20 protein-coding genes and 9 pseudogenes are annotated in these 24,166 nt (G+C 63.3%); 11 read left to right on the top strand and 18 right to left on the bottom strand.

Features of this window, described 5'->3' with window-relative positions; all coding sequences use genetic code 11:
* The first annotated feature begins 10 nt into the window (after positions 1-10).
* From ACF0H6_RS14630 to ACF0H6_RS14620, 3 genes and pseudogenes are all read left to right on the top strand, one after another.
* A complete protein-coding gene (locus ACF0H6_RS14630; RefSeq protein WP_395250327.1) occupies positions 11-517 on the top strand; it encodes a MarR family winged helix-turn-helix transcriptional regulator in 507 nt (168 codons plus the stop codon).
* 74 nt (positions 518-591) lie between these two features.
* Positions 592-918 (top strand): annotated as a pseudogene (locus tag ACF0H6_RS14625) (rhodanese-like domain-containing protein); the annotation flags it as partial.
* Positions 919-1,088: 170 nt separating this feature from the next.
* A pseudogene (locus ACF0H6_RS14620) lies at positions 1,089-1,322 on the top strand (sulfurtransferase); the annotation flags it as partial.
* A gap of 95 nt (positions 1,323-1,417) precedes the next feature.
* Here the strand turns inward: ACF0H6_RS14620 and ACF0H6_RS14615 are convergent.
* From ACF0H6_RS14615 to ACF0H6_RS14585, 7 genes and pseudogenes are all read right to left on the bottom strand, one after another.
* Positions 1,418-2,194, bottom strand: a complete 777-nt coding sequence (locus ACF0H6_RS14615) for an enoyl-CoA hydratase (protein WP_395251317.1) — start codon at positions 2,192-2,194, stop codon at positions 1,418-1,420.
* A gap of 72 nt (positions 2,195-2,266) precedes the next feature.
* Positions 2,267-3,190 (bottom strand): 3-hydroxyisobutyrate dehydrogenase, encoded by a 924-nt coding sequence (mmsB, locus tag ACF0H6_RS14610; RefSeq protein WP_395250326.1) that lies wholly within the window; start codon positions 3,188-3,190, stop codon positions 2,267-2,269.
* Positions 3,183-4,228, bottom strand: a pseudogene (locus ACF0H6_RS14605) (enoyl-CoA hydratase/isomerase family protein). Before ACF0H6_RS14605 ends, mmsB begins: the two are co-directional and overlap by 8 nt.
* Positions 4,228-5,727 (bottom strand): CoA-acylating methylmalonate-semialdehyde dehydrogenase, encoded by a 1,500-nt coding sequence (locus ACF0H6_RS14600; RefSeq protein ID WP_395250325.1) that lies wholly within the window; start codon positions 5,725-5,727, stop codon positions 4,228-4,230. The pseudogene ACF0H6_RS14605 and the gene ACF0H6_RS14600 overlap by 1 nt, the downstream one beginning before the upstream one ends.
* Before the next feature lie 226 nt (positions 5,728-5,953).
* On the bottom strand, positions 5,954-7,381 hold the full coding sequence (locus ACF0H6_RS14595) for a cryptochrome/photolyase family protein (protein WP_395250324.1): 1,428 nt from the start codon (positions 7,379-7,381) through the stop codon (positions 5,954-5,956).
* Between the two features lie 93 nt (positions 7,382-7,474).
* A complete protein-coding gene (locus ACF0H6_RS14590; protein ID WP_395250323.1) occupies positions 7,475-8,146 on the bottom strand; it encodes a fasciclin domain-containing protein in 672 nt (223 codons plus the stop codon).
* Positions 8,147-8,359: 213 nt separating this feature from the next.
* Complete coding sequence (locus tag ACF0H6_RS14585; protein WP_395250322.1) at positions 8,360-9,160, bottom strand: IclR family transcriptional regulator; 801 nt, start codon at positions 9,158-9,160, stop codon at positions 8,360-8,362.
* A 204-nt stretch (positions 9,161-9,364) separates the two neighbouring features.
* Here ACF0H6_RS14585 and ACF0H6_RS14580 point away from each other — a divergent pair, with 204 nt between their 5' ends.
* From ACF0H6_RS14580 to ACF0H6_RS14550, 7 genes and pseudogenes are all read left to right on the top strand, one after another.
* A complete protein-coding gene (locus ACF0H6_RS14580) occupies positions 9,365-10,081 on the top strand; it encodes a CoA transferase subunit A (protein ID WP_395250321.1) in 717 nt (238 codons plus the stop codon).
* A gap of 28 nt (positions 10,082-10,109) precedes the next feature.
* Positions 10,110-10,808, top strand: a complete 699-nt coding sequence (locus ACF0H6_RS14575; protein ID WP_395250320.1) for a CoA transferase subunit B — start codon at positions 10,110-10,112, stop codon at positions 10,806-10,808.
* Positions 10,805-12,025, top strand: a complete 1,221-nt coding sequence (locus tag ACF0H6_RS14570; protein ID WP_395250319.1) for an acetyl-CoA acetyltransferase — start codon at positions 10,805-10,807, stop codon at positions 12,023-12,025. Before ACF0H6_RS14575 ends, ACF0H6_RS14570 begins: the two co-directional genes overlap by 4 nt.
* A 58-nt stretch (positions 12,026-12,083) precedes the next feature.
* Positions 12,084-12,389 (top strand): annotated as a pseudogene (locus ACF0H6_RS14565) (DUF308 domain-containing protein); the annotation flags it as partial.
* An 82-nt stretch (positions 12,390-12,471) separates the two neighbouring features.
* Positions 12,472-12,651, top strand: coding sequence for a DUF308 domain-containing protein (locus tag ACF0H6_RS14560; protein ID WP_395251316.1), 180 nt, complete (start codon positions 12,472-12,474; stop codon positions 12,649-12,651).
* Between the two features lie 79 nt (positions 12,652-12,730).
* The gene (locus ACF0H6_RS14555) at positions 12,731-13,537 is read left to right on the top strand and encodes an exodeoxyribonuclease III (RefSeq protein WP_395250318.1); all 807 of its coding nucleotides are present in this window, start codon (positions 12,731-12,733) and stop codon (positions 13,535-13,537) included.
* A 52-nt stretch (positions 13,538-13,589) separates the two neighbouring features.
* On the top strand, positions 13,590-14,459 hold the full coding sequence (locus tag ACF0H6_RS14550) for a hypothetical protein (protein WP_395250317.1): 870 nt from the start codon (positions 13,590-13,592) through the stop codon (positions 14,457-14,459).
* Positions 14,460-14,490: 31 nt separating this feature from the next.
* On the opposite strand, the gene ACF0H6_RS14545 is transcribed toward ACF0H6_RS14550, so the two are convergent.
* The 5 genes and pseudogenes from ACF0H6_RS14545 to ACF0H6_RS14525 all read right to left on the bottom strand — a co-directional run bounded on the left by ACF0H6_RS14545 (position 14,491) and on the right by ACF0H6_RS14525 (position 19,216).
* A complete protein-coding gene (locus ACF0H6_RS14545; RefSeq protein ID WP_395250316.1) occupies positions 14,491-15,552 on the bottom strand; it encodes a LacI family DNA-binding transcriptional regulator in 1,062 nt (353 codons plus the stop codon).
* A 119-nt stretch (positions 15,553-15,671) separates the two neighbouring features.
* Positions 15,672-15,959: a hypothetical protein gene (locus ACF0H6_RS14540; protein ID WP_395250315.1), complete on the bottom strand. Its 288-nt coding sequence runs from the start codon at positions 15,957-15,959 to the stop codon at positions 15,672-15,674.
* Positions 15,956-16,830 (bottom strand): annotated as a pseudogene (locus ACF0H6_RS14535) (carbohydrate ABC transporter permease). The gene ACF0H6_RS14540 and the pseudogene ACF0H6_RS14535 overlap by 4 nt, the downstream one beginning before the upstream one ends.
* A pseudogene (locus ACF0H6_RS14530) lies at positions 16,827-17,847 on the bottom strand (carbohydrate ABC transporter permease). Before ACF0H6_RS14530 ends, ACF0H6_RS14535 begins: the two co-directional pseudogenes overlap by 4 nt.
* 87 nt (positions 17,848-17,934) lie before the next feature.
* Positions 17,935-19,216, bottom strand: a pseudogene (locus ACF0H6_RS14525) (ABC transporter substrate-binding protein).
* Positions 19,217-19,453: 237 nt separating this feature from the next.
* Between ACF0H6_RS14525 and ACF0H6_RS14520 the strand changes: the two are divergent.
* Positions 19,454-21,221, top strand: a pseudogene (locus ACF0H6_RS14520) (glycoside hydrolase family 13 protein).
* Between the two features lie 121 nt (positions 21,222-21,342).
* Here the strand turns inward: ACF0H6_RS14520 and ACF0H6_RS14515 are convergent.
* The 6 genes and pseudogenes from ACF0H6_RS14515 to ACF0H6_RS14490 all read right to left on the bottom strand — a co-directional run bounded on the left by ACF0H6_RS14515 (position 21,343) and on the right by ACF0H6_RS14490 (position 24,094).
* On the bottom strand, positions 21,343-21,606 hold the full coding sequence (locus tag ACF0H6_RS14515) for a hypothetical protein (protein WP_395250314.1): 264 nt from the start codon (positions 21,604-21,606) through the stop codon (positions 21,343-21,345).
* Between the two features lie 132 nt (positions 21,607-21,738).
* Positions 21,739-22,349 (bottom strand): annotated as a pseudogene (locus tag ACF0H6_RS14510) (hypothetical protein).
* A complete protein-coding gene (locus ACF0H6_RS14505) occupies positions 22,346-23,056 on the bottom strand; it encodes a hypothetical protein (RefSeq protein WP_395250313.1) in 711 nt (236 codons plus the stop codon). The pseudogene ACF0H6_RS14510 and the gene ACF0H6_RS14505 overlap by 4 nt, the downstream one beginning before the upstream one ends.
* On the bottom strand, positions 23,053-23,436 hold the full coding sequence (locus ACF0H6_RS14500; protein ID WP_395250312.1) for a hypothetical protein: 384 nt from the start codon (positions 23,434-23,436) through the stop codon (positions 23,053-23,055). Before ACF0H6_RS14500 ends, ACF0H6_RS14505 begins: the two co-directional genes overlap by 4 nt.
* Entirely contained in the window at positions 23,433-23,624 is a 192-nt protein-coding gene (locus ACF0H6_RS14495) for a DUF2273 domain-containing protein (protein WP_395250311.1), read from the bottom strand. Before ACF0H6_RS14495 ends, ACF0H6_RS14500 begins: the two co-directional genes overlap by 4 nt.
* Positions 23,621-24,094: an Asp23/Gls24 family envelope stress response protein gene (locus ACF0H6_RS14490; protein WP_395250310.1), complete on the bottom strand. Its 474-nt coding sequence runs from the start codon at positions 24,092-24,094 to the stop codon at positions 23,621-23,623. Before ACF0H6_RS14490 ends, ACF0H6_RS14495 begins: the two co-directional genes overlap by 4 nt.
* Between the last annotated feature and the right edge of the window lie 72 nt (positions 24,095-24,166).

The following is a 24,166-nucleotide window of genomic DNA, read 5'->3' as shown; positions in this document are numbered from 1 at the left end:
AGGAGGAACAGTGGGCAGCCCGCTCCCCCGCGACCCGATCGCAGACGCCCAACGCAACTGGGAACGCCACGGCTGGGGCGAAGTCGCCGCACCCATGGCGGCCATCACCGCGATCATGCGCACGCAGCAGATCCTGCTGGCCCGGATCGAAGGAGTATTGAAGCCGTTCGGCCTGACCTTCGCGCGCTACGAGCTCTTGGCCCTCCTCAGCTTCGCCCGCAGCGGCGCCCTGCCCATGAACAAAGCCAGCGCACTCCTTCAGGTGCATCCCACGTCGGTGACCAACGCCGTCGACCGCCTCGAAAAGGCCGCCCTGGTGGTCCGTTCGCCGCACCCCACGGACGGGCGCACCACGCTGATCGAACTCACCTCGGAGGGCCGCACCCTCGCGAAGCGCGCGACGGCGGCCCTCAACCATGAAGTGTTCGGCCAGTCCGGTTTCGGGGACGACGACGTCGAGCACCTGATCCGCGTCCTGAAGGACTTCCGCAGGACCGCCGGAGACTTCACCGACTGACACTCTCTGATTTGTCGCATGTCGTCCACATCGTGAGATTCATATATCAAATAATGAGACTTTGATTTAGTGTCGTGGCTGTGAAGAACGCAGCGGTAGAACCCTTTGTCGACCTCGAATGGTGCACTCAAAACCGTGGCCAGATAGTGCTGGCCGACGTGCGTTGGTACCTCGACGGGAGCTCCGGCAGGGAGGCCTACGACGGCGGGCACCTTCCCGGGGCGGTCTTTGTCGACCTGGATCGATGGCTTTCGGCCGAGGGCTCGCCGCAGGCAGGGCGGAACCCGCTGCCCGCACCGCACGATTTTGCACTGGGCATGCAGCAGTTGGGAATCAATGACGACGACGTTGTGGTGGCATACGACGACGCCGGCGGAGTCATCGCCGCCCGTCTGGTGTGGATGCTCCGCGCCACTGGCCACAGTTCGGCCGTTCTGGATGGTGGCTTGGCCAGCTATGAGGGACGTTGGAGACGGAGCACCCTGCGCGGCCCGCGGGAAATTTCGCGGCCCGGCCGTGGCCGCACGGCCGTCTCGCTGAAATCCATGAGCTCTCAACCGAAGAAACCGTCGTGGTGGATGCACGAAACCGCGACCGCTTCGAGGGCAGGCAGGATCCGATCGACCCGAGGCCAGGCCATGTACCCGGCGCGAGGAATGTACCTTGCCGGGAGAATCTCAACCACACCGGGACATTGCGCGGCAAAACCGAACTGCTGCGCACCTTCGCCACGGCAGGGATCACTTCAGCTGAGAAGGTGATCAGCTATTGCGGATCGGGTGTCACCGCATGCCACAACCTTCTGACCATGGAGTATGCCGGCCTGGGACACGGCCGGCTCTTCACCGGCGGGTGGTCCCAGTACGGCCATGCTCTCGAATTCCCGGTGGAGCTGGGACCCTAGCGGTGCTTGAACTCCGGCTGGCGCTTCTCCGTGAACGCGGCCATGCCTTCCTTCTGGTCTTCGGTGGCAAACAATGAGTGGAAGATCCGCCGCTCAAAAAGCACACCCTGATCGAGGCCGGTTTCGAATGCCGCGTTGACGGCTTCCTTGGCAACCATGGCAACTGGCTTGGACTTGGAGGCGATCACTTCCGCCGCTTTGAGGGCTTCTTCCACCACGGCATCTGCCGGTACCACGCGGGAAACGAGTCCGGCACGTTCAGCCTCCTCCGCGTCCATAAACCGGCCAGTGAGGACCATGTCCATCGCCTTGGCCTTGCCCACGGCACGGGTCAGCCGCTGCGAGCCTCCCATGCCCGGAATGACGCCCAGGTTGATCTCCGGCTGGCCGAACTTGGCATTTTCCCCGGCAATGATGAAATCGCACATCATGGCCAGTTCGCAGCCTCCGCCCAAGGCAAAACCGGACACCGCGGCAATCACCGGAATACGCAAGCGAGTGAGGTTTTCCCACCCGCGGAACCAGTCTGCGGCGTACATCTCCATGTACCCCTTGGAGGCCATCTCTTTGATGTCGGCGCCGGCAGCGAAGGCCTTTTCCGAACCGGTGATCACCACAGCCCCCACGGCGGGATCCACATCCATGGCCGACACGGCGGACACCAACTCATCCATGGTGGCTTGGTTCAAAGCGTTGAGTGCCTTGGGCCGGTTGAGGGTCACCAAGCCCACCCGTCCACGGAGTTCCACCAGGATGTTCTCGTACTGCTGCACCAAGCCGTGCTCCTTTGTTGCTGGAATCGAGTTGTCGGTAACTGGAATCGAGTAATGTCCTACCCGCCAAGGCTACTTGGCGGACTTGTCCCGAATTTCGGTGATGATGCCGGAGAAATCGCGCCCGGCTCCGCCTTCGGCCGCGAACGCGTCGTAAATCTGCGAGGCCAAGTGCCCCATTTGCCCGTCCACCCCAGTGCTTTCGAGCGCGTTGACCGCGAGCCGGAGGTCCTTCGCCATGAGCGCTCCGGCGAATCCGGGTTGGTAGTCGCGGTTGGCCGGGCTGGTGGGCACCGGTCCCGGAACCGGGCAGTTGGTGGTCAGGGCCCAGCACTGCCCTGAGGCGTTGGAAGCGACGTCGAATAACGCCTGATGGGTCAAGCCCAACTTCTCGCCCAGGACGAAAGCCTCACTGACGGCAATCATGGAAACGCCCAGGATCATGTTGTTGCAGACCTTCGCGGCCTGTCCGGCCCCGTGGTCGCCACAGTGCACGATCCTTCGGCCCATGAGTTCCAGGATCGGCTTCACGGTTTCGAAGTCCGCGGGCAAAGCGCCCACCATGAAGGTGAGGGTTCCGGCTTCGGCCCCCACCACGCCCCCGGAAACCGGTGCGTCCACGGAACGGTGGCCGGCTTCCAACGCAATGGCCGCGGCCTCCCGTGCCTCGTCAACATTGATGGTGGAGCAATCCAGGAAGAGCGTGTCCGGCGCTGCCAACGCGAGCAGTCCCGGTGCCCCGTCCACTCCCCGGTAGGCGTCCAGGACGTGCTTGCCGCTGGGCAGCATGGTCAGGACAACGGAGGCTTCGGTGACGGCTTCGGCGGCGGAATCAGCCGTCGCAATTCCGTGTTCACGAGCCGCCTCGAGCGCTGCCGGAACGGGATCATAAGCAACCACCCGATGCCCTGCTTTGACCAGGTTTGCGGCCATGGGACCACCCATATGGCCCAGGCCAAGGAAAGCGATAGTGCCGGAAGCTGCGTTTTCAGACATGGTCGGGCTCCTTTGAGTGAAGTTTGAGTTCACGGTCGCCGAGCGGCGCGAAGAAGCCCTCGACGGCGGTCGGTGTCACTTCGGCCAGGACCCTGGCTTCCATTGCGGGTTGCGGTCCTTGTCCACCACTTGGGCGCGGATGCCCTCACGGAAATCCGGCCCGAGCAGGCAACGCAAACCAACGCGGTATTCCTGTTCCAGGGCTTCTTCGAGTGAGAGCCCGCGCACGCGCCGCAGCGACTCCAAGGCAACTTTCACGGCCGTGGGCGATTTCGCTTCGATGGTCTCAGCGACTGCAGCGGCCTCCCCACCGGCCGCGCGCAGCCTGGCGACGATTTCCTCGGCGTCGTCGAAGGCATAGGCGGCATCGATCCACTCGCGCTGCGCTGCCAGCGCGGAAGCCGGCGGCTCCTGCACGAAGCGCCCGACGGCGGCCTCCGCCGTCTCGCTTTCGAGCGCTTCCGCCAGCGCTGGCAAACTTTCGGACGGCACGAAGTGGTCAGCGAGTCCGAGGAACAAGGCATCGGCGCCCTTCAGATGAGCACCCGTGAGCGCCGCGTGGGTGCCCGTCTCGCCCGGTGAGCGGGACAGCAAAAAGGTACCGCCGACGTCGGGCACAAAACCTATGGTGGTTTCCGGCATGCCGGTGCGGGTCCGCTCGGTGACCACGCGGATGGAGCCGTGGGCTGAGATCCCGACGCCGCCCCCGAGGACCAGCCCGTCCATGAAAGCGACGTAGGGCTTCGGGTACCGGGCAATGAGCGCGTTCAAGCGGTATTCGACAGCCCAGAAGTCTGCCGTACGGTCTCCATGGCGCAATATGTCGTCGAAGATCGCCACGATGTCGCCGCCTGCGCAGAGGCCACGTTCGCCGGCACCGCGCACCAAAACCGTCTTGACGGCGTCGTCGTTCGCCCAGGCCGTGAGTTGCTCCAAAATAGCCTGAACCATCCCGGCAGTGAGGGCGTTGACGGCCCCGGGCCGATTCAGGGTGATGACGCCGAGGTGTCCGCGCGTTTCAAAAAGAACCTCGGCCATCAGCTGCCGGCCGGCATCACGAAGCTGGCGCCCTGGCGGATGCCGGAAGGCCAACGGGTGGTGACCGTCTTGGTCTTGGTGTAGAAGCGGAAAGCGTCCGCGCCATGCTGGTTGAGGTCGCCGAAGCCGGAGGCCTTCCAACCGCCGAAAGTGTAATAGGCAATCGGTACGGGGATGGGGACGTTGATGCCAACCATGCCCACTTCGACGCGGCTGGCGAAGTCGCGGGCGGAGTCGCCGTCGCGCGTGAAGATCGCGACGCCGTTGCCGAACTCGTGCTCGGAGCAGAGCCGCAGCGCTTCTTCATAGTCAGCCGCGCGGAGGACGCTCAGAACCGGGCCGAAGATCTCTTCCCGATAAATGGACATGTCCTTCGTGACATTGTCGAAGAGTGTGGGGCCAACCCAGAAACCACCGTCGTAGCCATCCACAGTGAGCCCGCGGCCGTCCGTCACCAACGTGGCGCCCGCGTCGACGCCTGCCTGGATGTAGCCCTCGATCCGTTCCTTCGCAGAGGCTGCCACCACCGGGCCGAAGTCCGAATCCTTGGCCATGCTCGGACCCACCTTCAATCCCTTGATGCGGTCCTGCAGCTTGGCGACCAGCTGATCCGCCGTTTCCTGGCCAACCGGCACGGCCACCGAGATTGCCATGCAACGTTCACCGGCCGAACCGAAGCCGGCACCAATGAGGGCGTCGGCGGCCATGTCGAGATCGGCATCGGGCATGATGACCATGTGGTTCTTCGCACCGCCGAAGCACTGGGCGCGCTTGCCGTGGGCCGCGGCCGTGGCGTAAATGTACTGGGCGATCGGCGTTGAGCCGACGAAGCCGATTGCCTTCACACGCGGATCCTCAAGGAGGGTGTCCACCGCTTCCTTGTCGCCGTTGATGACGTTGAAGACGCCGTTGGGCAAGCCGGCTTCGGTGAAAAGTTCGGCCAAGCGGAGCGGCACTGACGGGTCGCGCTCCGAGGGCTTGAGGATGAAAGCGTTGCCGGCTGCCAGTGCGGGACCGGACTTCCACAGTGGAATCATGGCCGGGAAGTTGAAGGGCGTGATCCCCGCGACGACGCCGAGCGGCTGGCGGAGCGAATGGACGTCGATGCCGGTGCCAGCGTTGTCCGAGAATTCGCCCTTGAGAAGGTGCGGTGCACCGGCGGAGAACTCCACCACCTCGATGCCACGCTGGATGTCGCCCTTGGCATCGGGAAAAGTCTTTCCGTGCTCAGAGGAGAGCAACGCGGCGAGTTCGTCCATGTTTTCGTTGACCAGATCCACGAACTTTAGCAGGATCCGTCCGCGCCGCTGCGGGTTCATGGCAGCCCATTCAAGCTGGCCCTTCTCCGCGTTGGCGATCGCGTTCCTGACCTCATCAGCGCTCGCCAAGGGAAGCTTCGCCTGGACCTCGCCGGTGCATGGATCGTAGACGTCGCTGAAGCGCCCGGAGGTGCCGTCGATCCGCTGGCCGTCAATGTAATGGGAAAGTTCGCGCACCATGGAATGCTCCTTTGCATAGGGGTGAATGCCCGCCATTGGCCTCGAAGGCACATGTCCATCTGTGCTCCGGAGACACCTTTGATCCGAATATACTCGGACTTCCTACTAATTTCTAGGGGTCATTTCCTGCCCTTCCCGTGCGACCTTCTTCGGAAGCGCTCGACGCCGGAACCCGGGTTTCACGCGTCCGTCGCAGGCGCAAAGGTGGTCAGTTGTGGTGGCTGAGCTAGCGAGCGAGGTTGCTGTACGCATCCAGTGCTTCCTGGCGCGAGGCCTTGAGGTCCACCACCGGCTCAGGGTAGTCCGGAGTGCCCCATTCCGGGATCCATCGGCCAACGTAGCGTTTTTGCGGATCGAACTTCGCAGCCTGGGTCTCAGGGTTGAAGATCCTGAAGAACGGCGAGGCGTCAGCCCCGGAACCGGCTACCCACTGCCAGTTCGCGGGATTGGAGGCAGGATCGGCATCCACCAAGGTGTCCCAGAACCATTGCTCCCCCACTTGCCAGTGGATGCCGAGGTTCTTCACCAAAAGGCTGGCGGAAACCATGCGGACCCGGTTGTGCATCCATCCTGTATGCCACAACTGCCTCTGGCCTGCGTCTACCAATGGGAACCCGGTGCGCCCCTCCTGCCACGCGCGCAGGAGCGCGGCGGAATCGTGCGCGGCGGAATCGTGCGCGGCGGCATCGTGGGCGGCGGAATCCGGCTGATCAGTGTGTTCCCCAGCCTTCGGCCACGCCCACGGATAGTGGTCGAACCCGGGCCGCAGATTGGCCGTCGCCAGGTCCGGGTGATGGAAGTATTGGTGCCAGCAGAATTCACGCCAGCCGAGTTCCGAGGCGAAGACGGACGCACCCTCGCCCAGTTCACCGCGCCGCGCCTGCTGGGCACGCCAGACCTCGAAAGGGCTGAGCTGCCCCCATCGCAGGAAGGGCGACAACCGGCTGCTTCCCGGCAAATCCGGACGGTCTCGGTTGATCGAATAGTCGGCGAGCCCGTCCTCCACGAAATCTTCAAGAAGCTGATGGGCCTGAGCCGGTCCCGGCTGCCAGGTTTCAGACAATCCTGCGGACCAATCGGGGGTCCGGGGCAATAATCCCCAACTGTCCAACTCTTCGTGTTCCGGGAGGCGCCCGGTGTATCCGCGGCCGGGTTCCGGCGCATCCAGCGGTTCCCGAAAGTCGAGTCCGGACACGGTCCGCCAGAACGGCGTGAAGACCTTGAAGGGTCCGCCTTGCTTCGTGGTGACGGCCCACGGTTCGTGCAGCAAGGACGCTTGGAAACTCTCGGCATGCATGCCGGACTCACGCGCCCATGCCTTGATGCCGGCGTCGAGCGTTCGCTCGGCCGCACCGTAGCGGCGGTTCCAGTACAGCGCACCTAAATCCACCGCCGTCGCAATTTCGCTGATGATGGCAGAAGCCGGTCCGCGACGCAGCACCAGCGGAACGCCCAAAGCGGCAAGTTCATCCCGAAGCGCGAGCAAAGAATGATGCAGCCACCAGCGCGAAGCGCCTCCGAGTGGCCTGATGCCCTGCGATTCGTCGTCGAGGACATAGAGCGCGACGGCGGCACCGTCGTCAACCGCAGCCCTCAGGGCCGGGTTGTCGGTGACCCGCAGATCGTCCCGGAACCATACGAGTGACGGCTTCACATCATTCCCTTCGAGTTTGTGCACAGATCATGCCCCCTAAGACGAATCTTAAGGGGCACGATCTGTACACAATCTACGGAGATTTACGGAGATTTACTTGGGCATCAGGACGCTGTCAACCAGGTAGACCGTGGCGTTGGCGGTGTGGACGCCACCGCAGATCACAGCGGAGCCTCCGTCAACCTTGAGCGCGTCCTTGGTACCGGTAACGGTTACCGAGTCGCCCTCAACCGTCTTGTGGGTACCCACGATCTGGTCCGGGGTCAGCTGGCCGGGGATGACGTGGTAGGTCAGGATCTTGCTCAGGAGAGCGTCGTCCGTCTTGAGGGTATCGATCGTGGAGGCGGGGATCTTGGCGAAAGCGCTGTCCACGGGGGCAAAGACAGTGAACTGGCTGCCGTTAAGCGTGTCCACCAGGTTCACCTTCGGGTTCAGCTTGCCGGAAACCGCTGCGGTCAGGGTCTTGAGCAACGGGTTGTTGGAAGCGGCAACGGCTACGGGGTCGAGAGCCATGCCGGCAACGGAACCTGCACCGCTGGGAACCTGGGAAGCGTAACCTGCACATCCCGGACCAACCAGGTCTTTGGTCGGGTCCATCGCGGCACTTGCCGAAGCGGAGGGGGTGGCCGCCATGGAAGACGTGGCAGGAGCGGGAGACGAGGACTGCGCCGAGGTGGAAGCGGAGCCGCCACAAGCGGTGAGGCCGAGCAGGGCCGAAGCGGCGAGGCCGGCGATCGCAAAAGACGTGCGCTTTGTAGAAAGCATGACATTTCTCCTTCAAACGGACTGACATTTGGTGCCGGTCGTTTCCGGCTTGAAAGCACTTTGCCCTTGGCGGGCTAAGTCCTTATGCCAGCTATTCGGAGGTGCGGGCCGCGTGGATGGGTAAGTTTTCAAAAATGATTTCAGTGCCCGCAAGATCCGGCCCCTTTGGGAGCCCCCGACGCCGGATGCCGGGGTGGGAGCCCGGCTTGCGTTTCAAGGGTGGTCAGTTCTTGCGGAGCTCATCCTGTGGGCTTCTTCCATGAGCATCTTGCCGAGGAACTCCTGCCGCTCGGGGCGGAATCGCGGCTCGATGCCGGTGAGGGACAACGCTCCCATCGGCCTTCCCAACTGATCGAAGACGGCCGCCGCCATCCCCCAACTTCCTTCGAGAACCAAGCCGGGATTCACCGAATACCCCTCTAACCGGGTCTTTTCCAGGTTGCCCCGGACCACGCCAAGAGTGTGCCCAGTAGCGAAGCCGCCCGCGTGACGCTCCCAGCCCGACAGGATGGTTTCCTGTTCTTCTTCGGGTAGGAAGGCCATGATTGCCGTGCCGGCCGAAGCAACGCCCAAGGGGAATCTGACACCCTCGTGCAACACGAATGACCGGACCGGAAAGCTGCCTTCCTCGCGGAGAACGCACACGGTTTCGTGGCCACGCCGGATGGAATAGAAGGCGCTTTCCCCGCTTTCTTCGGACAGGCGGCGAAGGCTTGGCCGGGCCAGGCCTTCAAACGGGAACCGGGCCGCGGCCACGGACCCCAGCAGGAAGATCTCCGGCCCGAGGATCCAGTTGCCAGTCCGCTGATCGTGATCCAGCAGGCCCTCGGCTGCAAGGGATGCGAGCAAGCGATGCACCGTAGGGCGCGTCAGCCCTGACTCGCGGACCAGGCCAGCGATGGACATGCCCTCCGGCTTGCGTCCCACGAGCCGCAGGAGCGCAGCGACACGACCCACCACCTGAGCACCTTGAACAGGTGTGCTTTTCCCTTGATGGGCCGCCGACTGGACCATGACCAATCCCCTTCCTGAAAAAATCCTCCACAATGTGGACACCTCAAAGTGTAGCGTCCACACTATGCAATGGCAGCCCTGCGGAGCATCATCACGCCATTGACCCGTCCCGGCAGACCACTCTAGGCTCCTTACCCAGATGACTTGCCCGACGGCGTGTCCACAAAGTGGATGCCACACCAACTCAAAGACGAGGACCAAGCCATGGCGAAAATCCAACACAGCGCAGCCGTTGCACTGCAGGACGTCCTGCGCGACGGGCAGACCCTCGCCGTCGGCGGCTTCGGGCTCAGCGGGATCCCCGCGGACCTGATCGACGCCGTCCGCGATTCGGGGGTCAAAGACCTGACGGTGGTCTCCAACAACATGGGCATCGATGGCAAGGGCCTCGGAGTCCTCATCGAAGCTGGCCAGGTCCGCAAGGTCATCGCCTCCTATGTGGGCGAAAACAAGCTCTTCGCCGAGCAATACCTCTCAGGCCAGCTCGAGGTCGAGTTCGCGCCCCAGGGCACCCTGGCCGAACGACTCCGCGCCGGCGGTGCCGGCATCCCCGCCTTCTACACCCGGACCGGCGTCGGGACTTTGGTCGCCGAGGGCAAGCCGCTCGAAGAGTTCGACGGCGTGACGTACGTCCGCGAGCGCGGGATCGTTGCCGACGTCGCGCTGGTCCATGCGCACACCGCGGACACGGACGGGAACCTGATCTACCGATTCACGGCCCGGAACTTCAACCCGGTGGTGGCGACGGCGGGAATCGTGACTATCGCGGAGGCCGAGGTGATCGTGCAGCCCGGCGAGCTCGACCCCAACCACATTGTCACACCCGGCGTCTACGTCCAACGGCTGGTCCAGGCCAGCGGCCGGCCCAAGGACATCGAACAGCGCACTGTCCGCCCACGGGCTGAATTCCTGGCCGTCTAAGCACTCGAACACACGAAGGAGTATCACCATGGCATGGACCCGTGACGAAATGGCTGCCATCGCGGCCCTTGAACTCAACGACGGCGATTACGTCAACCTCGGCATCGGCATTCCCACCCTTGTAGCCAACAACCTGCCCGACGGCGTGCGGGTTGTGCTCCAAAGCGAGAACGGCCTCCTCGGCATGGGGCCTTTCCCCTATGAAGGCGAGGAAGACGCCGATCTCATCAACGCCGGCAAGCAAACTGTCACGGTCCTGCCCGGCGGCAGCATCTTCGACTCCGCGACGTCCTTCGGCATGATCCGCGGCGGCCACGTCAAAGTCGCCATCCTCGGCGCCATGCAGGTTTCCGGCAACGGCGACCTCGCCAACTGGACCATTCCGGGAAAGATGGTCAAGGGCATGGGCGGCGCCATGGATCTGGTAGCCGGAACCCCGCGCGTGGTGGTCCTCACCGAGCACAACGCCAAGGACGGTACTTCCAAGATCGTACGCGAATGCACCCTGCCGCTAACGGGCCTGCGGGTGGTGGACCGCATCATCAGCGACCTCGCGGTTTTTGACCTGCTGCCGGACGGGAACGACGACGGCGGGCGGCAGCTCACGCTGACCCGCCTCGCGCCCGGGGTCACCGTGGAGGATATCCGCGAAAAGACCGAGGCCGCTTTTGAAGAGCAACTCGAGCAAACCAGCAAGAACCCCACCGATGAAGGAATCCTGGCATGAGCCTGCAAGAACAGTTCGGCAAAGACGTCCTCCTTACCGGTTGGGGACACAGCAAGTTCGGCAAACTCACGGACGAGACACTGGAGTCCTTGATCGTCCAGGTATCCACCGAGGCCATCCGGAACTCCGGCCTGGAGCCCAGGGACATCGACGAAATCTACCTCGGCCAGTTCAATTCGGGCATGATGCCGCTGGGGTTCACGTCTTCCTTGGCCTTGCAGGTGTCTGAACAGCTTGCCAATGTGCCCGCAACGCGAACCGAAAACGCCTGTGCCTCGGGCTCGGCCGCGTTCCAACAGGGTGTGAAATCCGTGCTCGCTGGAACCGCGCGCAATGTCCTGGTGATCGGCGCCGAAAAGATGACGGATGCGGGAGCCGACGTCGTAGGAGCTGCCCTGCTTGGTGCCTCCTATGAAATGGCTGGAAAGCAATCCACCACCGGATTCACGGGGCTGTTCGCCGAGGTGGCCAAGCACTACGAGAAGCGCTACGGAGCGGGCATCACTGAGTCGGGTTTTTCCGGGGCCGGCCTGGGCGATGTCCTGGGATCCATTGCCGCCAAGAACCACCGCAACGGCATGGACAACCCCTATGCGCAGATGCACCGGGACTTCGGCGAAGAGTTTTGCCGAACGATTTCCGAGAAGAACCCGATGGTCGCCGAGCCGCTCCGCCGCACCGATTGCTCCCCTGTGTCCGACGGCGCCGCCGCCGTCGTGCTTTCTGTTGGCCCGACGTCGGGCGCTGCAACTGCCCCAGTCAGGCTGGCGGGCTTCGGGCACGCGAACGACTTCTTCCCGGCAGACCGCCGGGACCCCACCGAGTTCGCCGCCACGCGCGTCTCCTGGGAGCGGGCTTTGGGAATGGCCGGCGTCGGGATTGACGGACTGGACTTCGCCGAAGTGCACGACTGCTTCACCATCGCCGAACTGATCATGTACGAGGCCATGGGACTGACGCCTCGCGGCGAAGGCTCCCGTGCCGTACAGGAGGGCTGGGTCTATAAGGACGGCAAACTCCCCATCAATGTCTCGGGAGGGCTCAAGGCGAAGGGCCACCCCGTGGGTGCCACCGGTGTGTCGCAGCACGTCATCGCGGCAATGCAGCTGACCGGCACTGCGGGCGGCATGCAGTTGCCCAGCGCACGCCGCGGGGCCGTGCAGAACATGGGCGGGGTGGGCATCGCCAACTACGTGAGCGTCCTGGAAGCCATGTAGCGAACCCCGCTGGAGCCTGCCACTTCACCTGCTACCGCGCCGGGTCTAAACTGACCCTATGTCCGACACCGCAGGACGCAAGTTGTTTCAGCATTCAGGAACGGCGCTCATCTTCCGGGGAGCCTTGGCCCTTCTCTTGGCCTTCCTGGTAGCTTCCCTGCCGGTCGCCACGGTATTCGCCCTGGTGTACGTGTTCGGCGTCTTCGTCATCACCGACGGGCTCACTAACATGGCGCACTACTTCTACGATCCTTCCCGCCACTCCCGGTGGTCCTTCTACGGCGGCATCATCTCCGTTGCGGCTGGCCTCGTGGCGGTTTCGTGGCCAGGGATCACGGCCGCGGCCTTGGGCGTCCTCATAGGTGCGTGGGCCTTGGTTCTGGGGATTTCGCAGATCATCTTGGCCATGGACGCCATGGACCACCATCCGGGCTTGGTGGATCTGGATGTTGACAGGAATTGTCACTACCGTGTTCGGATTCTTTGTGTTGGTCAATCCCGGCGCCGGATTCCTGAGCGTGGTGGGCCTCCTCGCAACATACGCCGCAGTCAGTGGTGTGCTGTTGATCGCATCCGGCATCAAGCTCCGGAGGCGCGCCACCTCTTCCGTGATGACGGCCCACTAGCGCTTGCCGGGGCAGCGCTTGCCGGGACAATCGGACGCGAGGGGATGCGTCAGGTCCCAAATTCGGTAAGTTAGTGGCTGTGAAGATAGCTACTTGGAATGTGAACTCGCTCCGCGCCCGGGCCGACCGTGTAGAAGCCTGGCTGCAGCGCAGCGACTGTGACGTCCTCGCCATGCAGGAAACCAAGTGCAAGGATGACAACTTCCCTTGGGAGCTCTTCGAACGCATGGGCTACGAGGTCGCCCACTTCGGTTTGAGCCAGTGGAACGGCGTCGCAATCGCCTCCCGAGTAGGGCTCGACGACGTCGAGCGCACCTTCGCGGACCAGCCCACCTTTGGAAAAGCCGGCAAAGACCCCGTTCAGGAAGCCCGCGCCATCGGTGCGACCTGCGGCGGAGTGAAGGTCTGGAGCCTTTACGTTCCCAACGGCCGTGCCCTGGACGACGAACACATGCCGTACAAGCTCAAGTGGCTGGACACGCTCAAGGGCCACGCCGCTGGTTGGGTCACCGAGAACCCTGAGGCGCAAGTGGCGCTCATGGGCGACTGGAACATCGCGCCTTTGGATGACGATGTCTGGGACATCGACTACTTCCGGGCGAACGCGCTCACCCACGTCAGCGAACCCGAGCGGGAGGCCTTCCGCGCGTTCGAAGCGGCCGGCTTCACCGACGTCGCGCGCGCATACACCCCGGGTCCCGGCGTCTACACCTACTGGGACTACACGCAACTCCGGTTCCCCAAGAAGGAGGGCATGCGCATCGACTTCGTCATGGCCTCCCCCGCGCTCGCCGCCCGCGTCACCGGAGCCTCGATCGACCGCGAGGAACGCAAAGGCAAGGGTGCCTCAGACCACGCTCCCGTGATCGTGGAACTCACGGACTGAGCAGCTCCACTCGCTATGAGCAGCAGCAACTGATGGAGGAGGCGGGCCCGCGATGAGCGGAAAGCTATACGGGAGTCAGGCGGGACTGCCCTTCTCTTCGGCACTGCGTGTCTACGAACCCCTCGAAGCCTTCCCCGAGAACCAGCGGCAACAGCTCGTGGCTAGCGGGACCCGCAGCGGTTCCCGGGCCGCCGTCGAGAACGCAGAGCTGTTAGCCTCCCTCGGGCGGGTTACCCGCGAAGGCGGGGATCCCTTCCCCACCGGCAGCACCGACCTGGTGCGCATCACCCGCCTTCCGTCCGGAGACCGGAACAACCCCGACGCCGGGCGGCTGCTTTATTGCCCCAGCCAACTGGTCATCCGGGCAGGGCTTGCAGCCAACGCCCTCATGGAGGGTATCCACGGACCGCTCGCGGAACTGCTCATCCCCGTGGACCAACGCGACAAACACCAGGCACGCATCGACCGCATCAACGCCAGCCACGATGCGAAGCGCGTCCACACGAGGGCTTCCACCTGGGGTATCCCGTTCAGCTGGTTTTCACTGTTCCAGGAGGCTGACCGAAAAGATGTCGTGGAATCGGGCGGACGCATCCTCACGGTCAGAGTCTGGGCTTCACTGACGGATGCTTTGGACCGGGCCCGCTTCGCCGTCGCCAACCTTGCCTTGGCGGCCCCGGACTTGGACATGCTGGATGACCTCACCCAGCTCACCGAATGGCTCGAGCTGTTCCATGTACAGTCCATGGTCGAGTTGGACTACGGCGCAGTGGCGGACAAGGTCTACCCGGATGAGTCGCCGCTGGATGTCCGGCTCGGCATTGAATGCTTGGCCGAGGGCGATATGACAGGAGCGGCCGCTGCCTACCGCAGGCTGGCTTCCCGCTGGATCCCCATCAGGCAATTAGCCCGCGCTTCCTAGCCACCCAGGTACTCGGTGGTGACGGGTGTAGTTACGGGCCGTTGGCGCGGGGCGGGGCGGTGCTTTCACGCACAATCAGCTGGTGCGCTGCTTTCATGGACTGCACAGCCCCTGCCGCACCGGCCAACTCATCCAGCAACATGCGCGTGCCCACCTGCCCTTGTTCAACGGGGTCCTGGGCCACCGTGGTCAATCCCATGGCACCGGAGAATTCATGGTTGTCGATCCCGATGATGGACAGGTCTTCCGGTACCCGAACGCCCCGGCGCCGTGCCTGCAACATGGCGCCCATGGCCATTTCATCGGAAGCGCAGAAGATCGCGGTCGGTTTGGGTCCGGGTTTGTCCCAAAGCTCGTCAAAGGCTTCTTGGCCGCTCCCTACGGTGAAGTTTCCGAAAATGTCCCATTCCGGCGGCATCGAAAAGCCTGCGCCCGTCATAGCGTCGGTAAAACCGTCAACGCGCAGCCGGGGCACGGTGAAGTTCAGGTCGGAATCGTCCTGGCCGTGGAGCAGGGCGATCTCCCGGTGGCCCAGGTTCAACAGGTGCATGGTGGCTTCCACCGACGCCGCGTAGTCGTCTATCCCGATGCTGGGGCAGTCTTCCACCGGTCCGCCGACAATGACCAAAGGGATTTCGATCCTTTGGAGATCGGCGATTTCCTCGTGCGTCAATGACATACACAGGACCAGGAGCGCATCGATCTGTTTGTAGACCATGGTCTTACTGAAGAGCCGTTCCCGCGCTCCGAACTGCCCACCGAGGTTGAACAGGGAGAGGTTGTAGCCGCGGGCGTGGAGCTCGCGGTCTACACCCTCGATGGCCTTGAAGAAGAACCAACGGTCCACGTAAGGAGCCAGGACGCCGATAGTCCTGGTACGTCCCGTCGCCAAGCCCGAAGCCGACGACGACGCCACGTACCCGAGTTCCGCAGCGACCCGCAAGATCTTTTCCCGGGTGGTAGGCGAAACCCGGGGAAGCCCGCGCACTGCACGGGAAACGGTGGCGGTGGAAACGCCGGCAGCCAGCGCGACATCTTCAATGCTGGCTCCTGCGTGGCCGCCACGCTGGGACCGCTCGCTTGTTTTTGCCACTCAAAGCCCCCTCAAAACCCAATGCGGAAGCCGAGGGTTCCTTCCCAGACGGCGGATAACCAGCGTATTCCGGCCGGCTACCCTTCACCCATTCCGCGCTACATATTTCGGACCGCTGCTTAGCCGACGCGCCTGGATGTCCGCGCGGGGAGGCGGCGACGCAGCCGAAGCATCCCCCACAGGGCCAGCAACAGCGCCAGCAGGCCCAGGGCCCAGCCCAGTGCGGGCTGGGCCGTGAGCTCGGCGGCCACCGTGATCACCAGCAAAACCAAGGCCCAAAAGCCGAGAAAACCTATCACGAGGTCGAAATCTTCCCCCGATTTCACTCGCGTCCACTGGGCCTTGCCCGGGCTATCGAGGGCTGGGCCGCCCAGGGACGGCCCGGCCGAATCCGGCTTCTGCCTCATTTGACCGCGCCCGCCGTCAGGCCTGCCACGATCTTGCGCTGGAAGATCAGCACGAGGATCACCAGAGGAATCGTCACCACCGTTCCGGCTGCCATGACGGCCGTGTACGGTTCCTGGTGGCCTGGGCACCGGCGAAGTAGGCGATGGCGACCGTGACGGTCTTGGTCTGTTCATTGGACAGCTGGCTCGCGATGAGGAACTCATTCCACGAAGCGATGAACGCCAGGATGGCGGTAGTGAAAACAGCCGGCGCGGCAAGCGGCATGATCACCTTCCGGAAAGCCTGCCCTTGCGTGCAGCCATCAATCCGGGCTGATTCCTCGAGTTCCCACGGCATTTCCCGGAAGAAGGACGTCAGGGTGTAAACCGTCAGAGGGAGCACAAACGAGATGTTCGGAATGATCAGCGCCTGGTAGGTGCCGTACCAGCCGATGTTCGTGAACAGTTGGAACAACGGCGTCACCAAGGCCACGCCCGGGAACATCGATGCCCCGAGGACAAAGCCGAGGACCAGGAACTTGAAGCGGAATTCGAGCCTGGACAGCGCATATGCGGCGAACACTCCGAAGAGCAGGGCGACAATGGTGGTTACGCCGGCCACGAGGAGCGAGTTCAGGAGGTTCCGGCCAAAGTGGTTGCCTAGGTTCTCCGAGAACACCGTCGTGAAGTTGTCCCAGGTTACGTGGGTGAAGAACGGCGTCGAGTCGAAGGTGTAGCCGACGTCGCGGAACGCGGTCACGATCATCCAGTAGAAGGGAATCAGGCACCAGATGAAGATCAGCGCTGCGCTGAGGTACGTGCGCCCGCTGGCCCAGCGTTCGCGGCGTCGGGCGGCTGTCTTGGGCGCGGTCTCAATGCTCAAGGCGGTCATTTTTCCTGCCCCTTGGTTTTAGGTGTGGCCGAGGCGACTGCATTTGCGCCGAGGAACCGCACGAAGATGAACGCCACCAGGAAGATGATCAAGAAGGTGATGGTGGACAAAGCTGCCGCTGAGTTGAAGCCTTGGCGGATCTGTTCAACCACCAGGATGGACAACGTTGTAGTGTTGTTCGAGCCCTGGGTCATGATGGCCGGGAGGTCATACATGCGGAGTGCATCGAGGACGCGGAACAGCACAGCCACCATGAGGGCCGGCTTCACGAGCGGCAGGGTGATCTGCGTGAAACGCTGCCAGGCGGAGGCACCGTCGACCTTTGCCGCTTCGTACACTTCCGCGGGGATGATCTGGAGGCCTGCCAGGATCAGCAAGGCCATGAACGGCGTCGTCTTCCAGACATCTGAAATGATGATCGCCCAACGGGCCGGCCACTCGCTGCCTGTCCACAGGATTGCGGTACCAAAGAGCTTGTTGGCGATCCCGTCGAAAGCAAAAATGAAGAACCACAGTTTCGCGGTCACGGCCGTTGGGATGGCCCACGGAACCAGGAACAGCAGCACGAAGGGCGCTCCGACCGCGGAACGTCCGCGCCATGATGATGGCCATCCAGAACCCGAGGACCGTTTCCAGCACAACCGTGACAACGGTGAAGAAGAATGTGGTTCCGACCGCGCTCCAGAATTGGGAGCCGAGGGTGCCGGGTGCACACGCAGCTGAGCCACATTGCTGGGCCAGCCAGTGGGTAAAGTTGTCGAAGCCGGCTGCTCCACCCTGAACGAATAGCTTGGTCGCCGGATCAAGGCCCTGGTCCTTCTGGAACGCCATGATAATCGCGTTGACCACCGGGTACACGATGACGACGGCGAGCAACACCAAGGCGGGGGAAATCAACCAGAACGCCCACCGGCCTTGGGACGTGGCTGCCCGGTCCTGTCCTACTTCTTTTTGAACTTTCTTGGTTTTGGGGCTTGGTGTCTCTGGCGCCCGCTTAGGCTGCGCAAGGGTGGACATTTCCCCTCCTTCCGGAAATTGATAGCGTGCCCCTCGGGCGGCCGTCCGCGATACGCGCCGGCCGCCCGAGGTTCACTGGAGGTATCGCTATTGGCTGGCCGAGTTGATGGCCGTGTCCATATCCTTCAATGCCTGATCGACGGACTTGTCACCCTTGATGGCAGCGTAGGCGTTGTCACTGGATCGCCTTGGTTACGGCCGGGTAGAACGGCGTCACCGGGCGCGGCACTGCATTCGAAATCGAGGTCTTCAGCACCGGAAGGTACGGCAGCTGCTGGACCAGTGTCGGATCGTCGTACAAGGTAGTCAGCACCGGGGCAAGCGAACCCTGTGTTGCATAGAACTTCTCAGTTTCTTCACTGGTCATGAACGTCAGGAAGTCCTTGGCCGTTGCCTTGTGCTGGGAGTAGACGCTGACGGCAAGGTTGTGTCCGCCGAGGGACGAGGCGCCGGGGCCGCTCTTACCCGGGAGCGGAGCCATGCCGAAGCTGTCCTTCACCTTTGATGAGCCGTCCGTCTTGGCGAGGTTGTAAACGTAAGGCCAGTTGCGGAGGAAGAGGAGCTTGCCGTCTTCGAAGGACTGCCGGCCCTGTTCTTCCTGGTAGGTCACGCCCTGCGTGGGGATGTTTCCGTTCTTGTAAGCGGTAACCAGGTTGTTGAGGCCGGTCTTCGCCGAATCGGAGTTCACGGTCGATTTGCCGTCGTCCCCAACGATCTTGCCGCCTGCCGTGTTGATGGCTTCGGCCGCGTTCACAGTGAGGCCTTCGTACTTGGCGAACTGTCCCGCGTAGCAGTCAATGTTGTTCTGTTTCGCGATTGAGCACATGCTCATCATCTCGTCCCAGGTCTTGGGTGGGCTAGGCACCAAGTCCTTGCGGTAGAAGAGAATGCCGCCGTCCGAGGTCTGGGGTGCCGCGAAGAGCGTGTTGTTGTACGTTGCCGTCTTGACCGTGGCCGGCAGCATCTTGGACGTATCGATGCTCATCTTGTCCGAGAGCGGCTGCAGCCAACCCTTCGCGGCAAACTCCGCCGTCCAGACGACGTCCACGTCAACCACGTCGTAGTTGGCGTCCTTTGACTGGAAATGCTGCACGAGGTCATCGTGCTGCTGGTCCGCCTGGTCGGACTGCTCCTTGAAAGTGACCTTCTGGTCCGGGTGCGCTGCATTCCACTTATCGACGAGCGGGCGGACTACGTTGCTGTTGTCCTTGCCCTGGACGTAGGTGATGGGACCCCGTCCATCGACGTTTGCTGCGGCATCTCCGCCGCCTGAAGCTGTGCTGCCGCCTCCGCCGCCACCACAGGCGGAGAGGGAAAGGGCGAGCACGCCGGCGACAGCAGCCGGCAAAAGGTACTTGCGTGTGTTCATGCTGGGAACTCCTCAGTGAGTGGACCAGGTATTTCCGCTGCGCGGTTGATGTGGTGAGGCTCACATTAGTAAGATTTCTGCTAGAAATGCAAGCGTTTACACAAAAATGTTATCGAGAGGAATCCAGTGCCTCACTCCCCGATCCCAACCCCCGGTTCCGGCACTTCCGCGTGGTGGGCAAGCGCCGTCGTCTACCAGATTTATCCCCGCTCTTTCGCCGATGCCAACGGGGACGGAATGGGTGATCTCGCGGGAGTCACGGCAAAGCTGCCGTATTTGAAGGAATTGGGCGTGGACGCCGTGTGGCTCTCCCCGTTCTACAAATCACCGCAAGCCGACGCCGGATACGACGTTGCGGACTACCGGGCCGTGGCCCCTCTCTTCGGCACCCTGGATGACTTCGACGCCATGTTGGAAGAGGCGCAGGGCCTGGGTATCAAAGTGATCGTGGACCTGGTTCCCAACCACACCTCGGACCAGCACGCCTGGTTCCAGGAAGCCCTCGCGGCCGCCCCTGGTTCCCCCGAACGCGCGCGTTACATGTTCCATCACTGGCAAGGACTCCACACCGGGATCAGGGGACGGCGCCGTGGCCCCGAACAACTGGAAGTCCATCTTCGGCGGCCCCGCGTGGACGCGCCTGACGAACGACGACGGCACGCCCGGCGAGTGGTACCTGCACCTTTTCGACACGAAACAGCCGGACCTCAACTGGGAAAACCCGGAGGTCCAGGAAGAGATGCGCTCGGTGCTGCGATTCTGGCTGGACCGTGGAGTTGACGGATTCCGGGTGGACGTTGCGCACGGCCTGGTCAAGGAAGCCGGACTGCCGGACTGGGAGGGTGAGGCCTCCATGGTCGAAGGCGGTTCAGCCGCCCCGGGTGCCCATAGCGATGCCGTCGAACCGCACACGGCCAAACTGCACGTCGTCACTGCGGGTGTTGTTGCGGGAGCGGCTGCGGAAGCGGGGGCTCCCGGAGCGGGGGCTGCCGCCGTCGAGCACAAGGTCAAGCCGCCGCTGGACCCGCCGTCGCCCTTCTTCGACCAGGACGGCGTCCACGAAATCTATCGGGATTGGCACAAGGTTCTCTCCGAGTACGACGGCGACCGCATGCTGGTTGCCGAGGCGTGGGTGGAGCCGGCCGAACGCCTGGCGCGGTACATCCGTAAGGACGAAATGCAGCAGGCCTTCAATTTCGATTTCCTCCTGGCTGGCTGGGATGCCGAGCGCATGGCTGAGGCCATCGAGTTGTCCTTGGAAGCCGCAGGATCGGTCGGGGCACCCAGCACCTGGGTACTGAGCAACCACGACACCGTCCGGCATCCCAGCCGTTTCGGACTGGCAGACCCCACTACCTTCCCCAAGGGAATCGCGGCCGAGGATGAACAGCCCGACGCCGGCTTGGGCCTCGCGAGGGCCCGCGCTGCTTCCATGGTGTCCTTCGCATTGCCCGGCTCGGCCTATCTATATCAAGGTGAAGAGCTCGGCCTCCCGGAGCACACGTCTTTGCCAGACGACGTGCGGCAAGACCCTAGTTTCTTCCGCACCAAGGGCATCGAACGCGGCCGCGACGGCTGTAGGGCGCCGTTGCCTTGGAAATCCGCCGCGCCCGGATACGGATTTTCGCTCGCCGCCTCCACAGGCAAAGCGCCAGCGGCGCCGTGGCTCCCCCAGCCCGAAGCGTTCGGTGAGCTGGCCGCGGACCTGCAGGCCGGCGTCGGGGGTTCCACCTTGGAGCTGTACCGCTCGATCCTGGCATTCCGGAAGGCACACCACCTTGGTTCGGGCACCTTTCAGTGGGCTGGGGAGCACAGTCCCGCCGACGGAATCCTGGCGTTCCGCAACCGGGAGGTGTTGGTGGTGGTGAGCATGGGTGCCTCCCCGCTGCCCATACCGGCTGGCTTCCGCGTGGAACTCTCCAGCGGCGCAGCGTACGACGGCGGCAGCCATTCCGGCCGGGAAGGGATCACGCCTAACAGCGCGGCCTACCTCGTGGCCAAATAACCCGGGCCCTCCTGACCCTCTTTGGCATGAAAATGGGGCCGACACGCATAGTTTGCAGCGTGTCGGCCCCATTCTGTGGGCATAGAGGGTCAGGAAGGCTTCACTATTTGTGGCGCAGGAACTACTTGCTGCCCTTGAAGAAGCCGGCGATCTTGGAACCGAGTCCCTTCACGTTTTCGGTGACGTCTCCAGCGATTTCATTGGCGTTGCCGGCGACGTCCCCAGCGATTTCCTTGGCGTGCTCCGCCGCGTCGCCGGCAAACTCCTTGACGTGCTCAGCAGCATCCCCGGCGAACTCCTTGACGTGCTCCGCCGCGTCGCCCGCGACTTTCTTGGCCTGTTCCGCGGCGGCTTCGGCGGTGTGTTTGATGCCTTCTTCGCTCATGCTGTTCTCCTTGTTTCAGTTCCAGACGTACGGATCTATCCTTCAAACTATGGTCCCGGGACATGGTCTGCAACACAAAGCGCCCCGGTTATGGAGATAGCTATCCGATTAACAATCGGTTGCATGCCAGGTTCAGCGGACGCGCTCGGCCTTGCTGAATCTGGTCCGAGCGCCCGCCCCGAGATGAATCACCACGGGAGTCTTGCGGCCCACTACTACATCCAGTGCCTCCACCAGCCGGGAGACCTCGGCGGCCAGGGTATGCGGGGCAACGCCTTGGCGGGGCTGGACCCGGATCCTGAGCCCGGGCCGGCCCTTGACCTCGTAGGTGGCTACAGTGACGCCCGCAAGGTCCGGCCGGTCAGCGAGGGCCGCTTTCAGCGCTTGCTCTGCCAAACTCCCGCCGATCCTGACATCGCCTGGCGTCCGAGCGTCGTCGTAGTCTGACACCATGAGGTTGGCGCGGCCTTTGCCCTGCTGCGATACCCAGGCAACCATGAGCACGATCAGCACAATAAGCACCACCGCCGCGGCAACCCAGAGCCAACTTTCCTCACGGCCCGGAATCCGGGTCTGATCCGAGATGAACCTGCGTGTTCCCAGATCCCGGTAGACCAGTCGCGCCACCATGTTCCGACCGCGGGAACGGTGGCAAGCAGCATCAGCAGTATCCCGATGGCTAACAGCTTCAGGCCAAGGATCCCGATCAGGATGCGGTTGAGGACATGCGGTGTTCCGTTCATGCGCCGATCACCCCGGAGGTAGCCACATTCACTCGAACTGCCGGCATGGGCGAGGGCGCCATCTTCTGAAGCTCATCTACGACGGCGGCAAGGATCCGTTCCTCATGCACAGGCACACCCGAGGTGGGCCGGACGTTGACCACTACTTGCCGCTGCGAAACCACCACCATGACCTGTTCCTGCGTGACGTTGGCGGCCGTCCTGGCGGCCCTGGCTAGGGCAGATGCGATCACTTCGTCGTCCACCACCACGCCGGCCCGGGGATCCGCCAGCAAATGCCGGGACTTCCTGCCGGGCAGGATCGCGTTGAGGAAGAAAATCAATCCCACCATTGCCACGACGCCGCCGAGCGAGCCGAGTAGGAGCGACGAGATCCCATTGGGCAGGGCAGTGATGCGTTCGGCAGCGGTCTGCGGGTCAATGAGCCACGGCGGTTGGCCTATGGCACGAAGTGCGGATTCGAGGAGGGCATAGACGCAGGCGGCGATGACCAGAACCGCGGCCAGCCCGGCCATTCCCGCACGGGAGGAACGCGTCTCCCGCGTGAGGATTCGCTGCAGACCGGCGTCGATCGCGTCCCCGCTGTCCGTGACTTCGGGGCGCTGGGTGTAGAGGTCCTCGCCGAGGCCATTTTGCGTGTCGCCGGCCTGGCCGTCGCTTGGCTGGGCGTGGCCGGTCCTCGGGTGGGGGTTCTGCAGGTGGCTCATTTGACGCGAGCTCCTTCACTGATGCGTGCGCCGCTGATCCGGATGTCCACGCGGCTCAGGGTCGACCCACTGAGCTCGGTGACGCGCTCAAGGATGGCGGTCTTGGCGGCTACGGATCGGTCCCAGACCGATCCGCCGAATCCCTCTATCCGCCGGGGATCCCTGAGGACGTCTGCCAACGAGGGCACCCGAATCGGGGCGGCAATCGAGAGGGCCAAGAGGCCGTCGTCGTCGCTCCATTCGGCCCGGACATCTTGCGGTGAGACGCCGAGCGCCTCCGCGGCGGCGGCCCGGGCCAAAGTGGTGAGGGCCTGGGTGCTGATCCGGTTGTGGCCGGCCATGGTGATGGCGGGCTGCACCGCCTCAGCTATGGTGCTCATGACGATGAGCGCCGGCCGGTGAGTGCATCCAGAACGCTGCGCAAGTCAAGCTTTCCGTCCGCAGCGCGGCCCAGGAGAGCACCGATGCCCATGAAGAGCAGGGCGATGATGAAACCCCATAGCCCGAATTGGAAGGCCATGAACGCCACGAAGGCGCCGATCCCGATTCCGACAACGGTCATGTTCACTGGAGTGGCTCCCTTTCCGATAATGCGCCCTTGGTTCCGGTCTTGACGGGCGGGGCAACGTAGACGTCATTGACCTCGACGTTGACCTCAATGACTTCCAGCCCCACCAACGATTCGACCGCGTTGTAGACCGCCGCACGGACTTGGTTGGCAACGTCATGCAGAGGGTATCCATAGACAGCCACAAGGTTGATGTCCACGGCGACTTGGGTTTCGCCGACCTCTGCGCGGACCCCCGCCGCATGGTCCTGGCTTCCGACGGCGTCGCGGATCGCGCCGAGGGCGCGCGAAGGGGCTGAGCCGAGGGAATAGACACCCGGAACGGCCCTGGCGGCAATGCCGGCAACCTTGGCGACGGCGGAATCCGAAATGACTGTCCGTCCGCCCCCTGGCACCGGTAGGCGGTCCTCGGATACCGGAGCCCCAATGGCTTCCGGTTCAGGCGCGGTGTAGCTTTCCTGCTGGTCCATGTAGCCCTCCCCTTCTGTTGAGTACCACCCTAGCGCTTGGCTATGACAAGGCGGAGACAAAGGGGAATACAA

Source organism: Arthrobacter sp. NA-172 (genome assembly GCF_043952055.1).
Taxonomy (GTDB): domain Bacteria; phylum Actinomycetota; class Actinomycetes; order Actinomycetales; family Micrococcaceae; genus Arthrobacter.
This window is presented reverse-complemented; position numbering and strand designations above follow the sequence as displayed.